We start from the raw sequence: 6,508 nt of genomic DNA on the forward strand, positions 1-6,508 counted from the left end.
CGGCAGGAGCCGACGTTTCATTGGGTCAGGCGGGGGAGCTGGCGGTGAATCGGGCGCTGGATAATCTGCAGTTGCCGGGCTAAGAAGCAGGCAAGAACCTGTGGCGAGGGGATTCATCCCCGATCGGTTGCGCAGCAGCCGTAAACTTTGAACTCGCGGTATTTCTGAAAATTTGCAGTGACAGGATTTGGGTCTGCTGCGCAGCCCAGCGGGAGCAAGCTCCCTCGCCACAGTGACTGCGGCAGGAGCCGACGTTTCATTGGGTCAGGCGGGGGAGCTGGCGGTGAATCGGGCGCTGGATAATCTGCAGTTGCCGGGCTAAGAAGCAGGCAAGAACCTGTGGCGAGGGGATTCATCCCCGATCGGCTGCGCAGCAGTCGTAAAACCTGAACTCGCGGTATTTCTGAAAGATTGAAGTCTGGGGCCGCTGTGCAGCCCATCGGGGATTAATCCCCTCACCACAATGACCGCGGCAGGAGCCGAAATATCTTTGGGTCAGGCATAAGAAACCGCCGCCCCGTTCAATCGGGATGGCGGTTTTTTATTGCGTCACTGTCAAGTCAGGAATCGCGCCGCAGATCCGGCGGGATCGGCAAATCGTCCTTGAGCGGATCCGGGCGTTTGCCCTTGCCGGCGCGGTACTGGCGGATCTGGTAGACGTAGGCCAATACTTGGGCGACCGCCAGGTACAGGCCACCGGGGATTTCCTGCTCGAGTTCGGTGGAGTAGTAGATCGAGCGCGCCAGCCCCGGCGATTCGAGGAGCATGACGTTGTTGGCGACGGCGATTTCGCGGATCTTCAGCGCGAGGAAGTCGCTGCCCTTGGCCAGCAGCACTGGCGCGCCGCCCTTCTCCGAGTCGTACTTGAGCGCGACGGCGTAGTGGGTCGGGTTGGTGATGACCACATCGGCGTCGGGAATCGCCGCCATCATCCGCCGCTGCGACATCTCGCGCTGGGTCTGGCGGATGCGCTGCTTGACCTCCGGCCGGCCTTCCTGATCCTTGTGCTCGTCGCGCACTTCCTGCTTGGTCATCAGCAGTTTCTTGTGGGCTTCCCAGAGCTGCACCGGCACGTCGACGGCGGCGATGATGATCAGGCCGCAGGCCAGCCACAACGTACTCCAGCCGACCAGCGTGACGCTGTGAATGATCGCCATTTCGAGCGGCTCGTGGGCGATCCGCAAGAAATCATCGACGTCCGCCGACAACACCGCCAACGCCACCCCCAGGGTGATCAGAAATTTGGCCAGCGCCTTGAGCAGTTCGACCACAGCCTTGAACGAGAACATCCGCTTCAGGCCCGCGGCCGGGTTCATCCGGCTGAATTTGGGTGCCATGGAGCCGGCCGCAAACAGCCAGCCACCGAGGGAGATCGGCCCGATCAACGCCGCCAGCAACAGGGTGATCATGATCGGCTGGATCGCCAACAGCGCCATCTGGCCCGACTGCAACAGGAACCTGCCCATGGCCCCCTGATCCATGATCACCTCGCGCGAGAGGGTGAAGTTCAGGCGCATCAGCTCCATCAGGTCTTCGGCCAGCATGCCGCCGAACACCAGCAAAGCACCGGCACCGGCCATCATCACGGCGAGGGTGTTGAGCTCTTTGGAGCGGGCAATCTCGCCCTTCTCACGAGAGTCCTTTTTCCGTTTGTCCGTGGGGTCTTCTGTTTTGTCCTGACCGCTTTCGCTCTCTGCCATGGCTCAGCGCGCCCGTGCCAGTTCGCGTAACAACTGCAAGGCCTCGGAGGCCAGCGGTTGATACTGATTGAGGATGTCCGCCAGACCGACCCAGACGATGAACAGGCCCAGCACCAGGGTCAGCGGGAAACCGATGGAGAAAATGTTCAGTTGCGGCGCGGCGCGGGTCATCACACCGAAGGCGATGTTGACCACCAGCAGCGCGGTGACCGCCGGCAGCACCAGCAACAACGCCGCCCCGAGAACCCAGCCAAGCTTGCCGGCCAGCTCCCAGTATTGCGCGGTCATCAAGCCGCCGCCGACCGGCAGCGTGGTGAAGCTTTCGGTGAGCACTTCGAAGACCACCAGGTGGCCGTTCATCGACAGGAACAGCAAGGTCACCAGCATGGTGAAGAACTGCCCGATCACCGCCACCGAGACGCCGTTGGCCGGGTCAACCATCGAGGCGAAGCCCATACCCATCTGGATCGCGACAATCTGCCCGGCCACGGCAAACGCCTGAAAAAAAAGCTGCAGGGAAAACCCCAGCACCGCACCGACCAGAATCTGCTCGGCAATCAGCAGCAGGCCACTGAGATCCAGCGGGCTGACCGCTGGCATCGGCGGCAGGCTCGGCGCAATGCACACGGTAATGGCCACGGCGAAATACAGGCGTATCCGGCGCGACACCAGCGTGGTGCCGAACACCGGCATGACCATCAGCATCGAGGCGACGCGAAACAGTGGCAACATGAACGACGCCACCCAAGTACTGATCTGGGTGTCGGTCAGCTGAAGCAGCGACTGCATGGCTTAGCCGATGACCATCGGAATGTTTTTGTACAACTGAATGATGTATTCCATGAACGTCTGCACGATCCAGGGACCTGCGACGATCAGCGTCACCAGCATCACCAGCAGACGCGGCAGGAAGCTCAGGGTCTGTTCGTTGATCTGCGTCGCCGCCTGAAACATCGCCACCAGCAAGCCAACCAACAGGCTCGGCACCACCAGGATCGCGACCATCAATGTGGTCAGCCAAAGGGCTTCACGAAAGATATCGACCGCAACTTCCGGCGTCATGGCGAGACACCTCCGAAACTGCTGGCCAGGGTGCCGATGATCAGCGCCCAGCCATCCACCAGCACGAACAGCATGATCTTGAACGGCAGCGAAATGATCAGCGGCGAGAGCATCATCATACCCATCGCCATCAGCACACTGGCCACGACCAGGTCGATGATCAGGAACGGGATGAAGATCATGAAGCCGATCTGGAATGCGGTTTTAAGCTCGGAAGTGACAAACGCCGGCACCAGAATGGTCAGCGGCGCCTGATCCGGGGTGGCGATGTCGGTGCGCTTGGACAGACGCATGAACAGCTCCAGATCGCTGGTGCGGGTCTGGGCGAGCATGAAGTCCTTGATCGGTATCTGGGCCTTTTCCACCGCTTGCTGGGCGGTGAGTTTTTCCGCCAGATACGGCTGCAGCGCATCGTTGTTCACCCGATCGAACACCGGAGCCATGATGAACATGGTGAGGAACAGCGCCATGCCGGTGAGGATCTGGTTCGACGGCGTCTGTTGCAGGCCGAGGGCCTGACGCAGGATCGAGAAGACGATGATGATCCGGGTGAAACTGGTCATCAGGATCACGGCCGCCGGAATGAAGCTCAGCGCCGTCATGATCAGCAGGATCTGCAGGCTGACCGAATACTCCTGCGCGCCGTCGGCGTTAGTGCCCAGCGTGATCGCCGGAATCGACAACGGGTCGGCGGCGAATGCCAGTGGCGCGGCCAGCATCAGGGCCAGCGTCAAGACGATGCGTAGCGCACCCATTACTTCTTATCCTTCTGATCCTTGCCGAGAATCTTCAGCAGATGCTGGGCAAATTCCGGGGTCGCTTTTTCGCTGCTGCTCGGCACTTGCACCGGCTCCTTGAGCACGTGCAGCGCGGTGATGGTGCCGGGGCTCAAGCCGAGCAGAATCTGCTCGTTGCCGACCTGCACCAGCATCAACCGGTCACGCGGACCGAGGGCGCGGGAGCCGATCAGCTCGATCACCTGGCCCTTGCCCGCCGGCCCTGCCTGTTGCACTCGACGCAACAGCCAGGCGAGGAAGAAGATCAACCCCAGCACCAGCAACAGACCGAACACCAGTTGCGTCAGTTGCCCGGCCACGCCGCTGTTGACCATCGGCGCGGTGGCAGCAGGCACGGTGGTCGCCGTCGACGGCTCGGCGGCCAGCACGCTCAATGGCAGTGCCAGCAAAGCCCAGAGAAACCGTTTCACTCAGCGCAGCTTCTTGATGCGTTCGCTTGGGCTGATCACGTCGGTCAGGCGGATGCCGAACTTCTCGTTGACCACCACCACTTCACCGTGCGCGATCAGGGTGCCGTTGACCAGCACGTCCAGCGGCTCGCCGGCCAGACGATCGAGCTCGATCACCGAACCCTGGTTCAGTTGCAGCAGGTTGCGAATGTTGATGTCGGTGCTGCCCACTTCCATCGAGATCGACACCGGGATGTCGAGGATCACGTCCAGGTTCGGACCGTCCAGGGTTACCGGATCGTTGTTCTTCGGCACGCTGCCGAACTCTTCCATCGGCAGACGGTTGGAGCTTGCAGCGCCAGCGTCGGCGGCCAGCAGCGCGTCGATGTCGGCCTGGCTGCCATCACCGGTCTCTTCCAGGGCCGCAGCCCATTCGTCGGCCAGTGCCTGATCGTCCTGGGCGTTCATTTCGTCGTTCATCATGTGTCCTCGGCGGGCAACAATTCAGTTAAATACGTGGGGGAAAAGCGCCGCTTCAGCGACGCTCGATCGGCTCGATCACCTGCAACGCGAGGTTGCCTTTGTGCGAGCCCATCTTGACCTTGAAGGCCGGTACGCCGTTGGCGCGCATGATCATGTCTTCCGGCATCTCGACCGGGATCACATCCCCCGGCTGCATGTGCAGGATGTCGCGCAGCTTCAACTGGCGGCGGGCCACGGTGGCGCCGATCGGCACGTCGACATCGAGCACGTCCTGACGCAGGGCGTTGACCCAGCGCTCGTCCTGATCGTCGAGGTCCGACTGGAAACCGGCGTCGAGCATTTCGCGCACCGGCTCGATCATCGAGTACGGCATGGTTACGTGCAGGTCACCGCCGCCGCCATCGAGTTCGATGTGGAAAGTGGAGACCACGATCGCTTCGCTCGGGCCGACGATGTTGGCCATGGCCGGGTTCACTTCCGAGTTGATGTACTCGAAATTGACTTCCATGATCGCCTGCCAGGCTTCCTTCAGATCGACGAACGCCTGCTCCAGCACCATGCGCACCACACGCAGTTCGGTCGGGGTGAATTCACGCCCTTCGATCTTGGCGTGACGGCCGTCGCCGCCGAAGAAGTTGTCCACCAGCTTGAACACCAGTTTGGCGTCGAGGATGAACAGCGCGGTGCCGCGCAACGGTTTGATCTTGACCAGGTTGAGGCTGGTCGGTACGTACAGCGAGTGCACGTATTCGCCGAACTTCATCACCTGGACGCCACCGACGGCAACGTCTGCCGAGCGGCGCAGCATGTTGAACATGCTGATGCGGGTGTAACGGGCAAAACGCTCGTTGATCATCTCCAGAGTCGGCATGCGTCCACGGACGATGCGATCCTGGCTGGTCAGGTCGTAGCTTTTGACACTGCCGGGTTCGGCAGCGTTATCGGTCTGTACCAGACCATCGTCGACACCATGCAACAGCGCGTCGATTTCATCCTGGGACAGCAGATCCTGCACGGCCATGTCGTGTTCCTACTGCAGTACGAAATTAGTGAAAAGCAACTGTTCGATCACCACTTTGCCCAGCTCTTTCTGCGCCACTTCCTGGACGCTGGCGGTAGCCTTCTGGCGCAACATCTCCTGGCCGACCGGAGTCGCCAAGGTGGCAAAATCCTGACCGGAGAAGAGCATCACCAGGTTGTTGCGGATCACCGGCATGTGCACTTTGAGCGCCTCCAGATCGGCCTGGTTACGCGCCAGCATGGTGATGCTCACCTGCATGTAGCGCTGACGGCCGTTCTGGTTGTAGTTGGCGACAAACGCCGGCGCCATCGGCTCGAAGATCGCCGGCTGCTTGCCAACCGGCGCAGCCTCGGCCGCTGCGGCAGGCTTGCTCTGAGCGCTGTGCATGAAGTACCAGGTCGCGCCCACGGACACACCGATCGCCAGCAGCAGAGCCACCACGATCAGGATGATCATCTTGAGTTTGCCTTTGGTCGCGGGGTCTTTTACAGCTGCTGCTTCGCTCTTCGCCATGCCAATAATCCGTCACTAATCGGGTTTTCACAGTCGCACGGCAAGGCAAGAGCAAGTGTTATGCCAGAAGTGTCGGAGGTAACGCTAAAGTCAAAAGCCACCCTCACCCCAGCCCTCTCCCGGAGGGAGAGGGGGCTGACTGAGGTGTCAGGCGTCAAACATCGACCTGAAAGACCGAGTCGATTATGGATTCACAGCGCAAGTATCCGGTCGGCGTACTTCGCGAGCATCCCCCAATCGGTCCCCTCTCCCTGTGGGAGTGTATGTACCGGAGGGAGAGGGGGCTGACCGAGGTGTCAGGCGTCAAACATCGACCTGAAGACCGAGTCGATTATGGATTCACAGCGCAAGTATCCGGTCGGCGTACTTCGCGAGCATCCCCCAATCGGTCCCCTCTCCCTGTGGGAGTGTATGTACCGGAGGGAGAGGGGGCTGACTGAGGTGTCAGGCGTCAAACATCGACCTGAAAGACCGAGTCGATTATGGATTCACAGCGCAAGTATCCGGTCGGCGTACTTCGCGAGCATCCCCCAATCGGTCCCC

The 6,508-nt window shown here is 60.9% G+C and carries 8 protein-coding genes; all 8 read right to left on the reverse strand.

Annotation, left to right across the window (positions count from 1 at the left end):
* Positions 1–560 precede the first annotated feature (560 nt).
* From flhB to fliL, 8 genes are read right to left on the reverse strand one after another with little or no spacing between them, the layout of a single operon-like run.
* A complete protein-coding gene (gene flhB / locus QMX91_RS27830; RefSeq protein ID WP_097090136.1) occupies positions 561–1,700 on the reverse strand; it encodes a flagellar biosynthesis protein FlhB in 1,140 nt (379 codons plus the stop codon).
* Positions 1,701–1,703: 3 nt separating this feature from the next.
* Positions 1,704–2,489, reverse strand: coding sequence for a flagellar biosynthetic protein FliR (gene fliR / locus QMX91_RS27835; protein ID WP_047599973.1), 786 nt, complete (start codon positions 2,487–2,489; stop codon positions 1,704–1,706).
* A gap of 3 nt (positions 2,490–2,492) precedes the next feature.
* The gene (gene fliQ, locus QMX91_RS27840) at positions 2,493–2,762 is read right to left on the reverse strand and encodes a flagellar biosynthesis protein FliQ (protein ID WP_007920026.1); all 270 of its coding nucleotides are present in this window, start codon (positions 2,760–2,762) and stop codon (positions 2,493–2,495) included.
* Positions 2,759–3,517, reverse strand: coding sequence for a flagellar type III secretion system pore protein FliP (fliP, locus tag QMX91_RS27845; RefSeq protein WP_282413691.1), 759 nt, complete (start codon positions 3,515–3,517; stop codon positions 2,759–2,761). The genes fliQ and fliP overlap by 4 nt, the downstream gene beginning before the upstream one ends.
* A complete protein-coding gene (gene fliO, locus QMX91_RS27850) occupies positions 3,517–3,969 on the reverse strand; it encodes a flagellar biosynthetic protein FliO (protein ID WP_095139378.1) in 453 nt (150 codons plus the stop codon). Before fliO ends, fliP begins: the two co-directional genes overlap by 1 nt.
* Positions 3,970–4,431 (reverse strand): flagellar motor switch protein FliN, encoded by a 462-nt coding sequence (fliN, locus tag QMX91_RS27855; protein WP_164747895.1) that lies wholly within the window; start codon positions 4,429–4,431, stop codon positions 3,970–3,972.
* Between the two features lie 52 nt (positions 4,432–4,483).
* Positions 4,484–5,452, reverse strand: coding sequence for a flagellar motor switch protein FliM (gene fliM / locus QMX91_RS27860; protein ID WP_003222890.1), 969 nt, complete (start codon positions 5,450–5,452; stop codon positions 4,484–4,486).
* Positions 5,453–5,461: 9 nt separating this feature from the next.
* Complete coding sequence (gene fliL / locus QMX91_RS27865; protein ID WP_047599975.1) at positions 5,462–5,965, reverse strand: flagellar basal body-associated protein FliL; 504 nt, start codon at positions 5,963–5,965, stop codon at positions 5,462–5,464.
* Positions 5,966–6,508: the final 543 nt, after the last annotated feature.

Origin of the sequence: Pseudomonas sp. PS01299 (assembly GCF_029960145.1) — a bacterium.
GTDB classification, from domain to species: Bacteria; Pseudomonadota; Gammaproteobacteria; order Pseudomonadales; family Pseudomonadaceae; genus Aquipseudomonas; species Aquipseudomonas putida_A.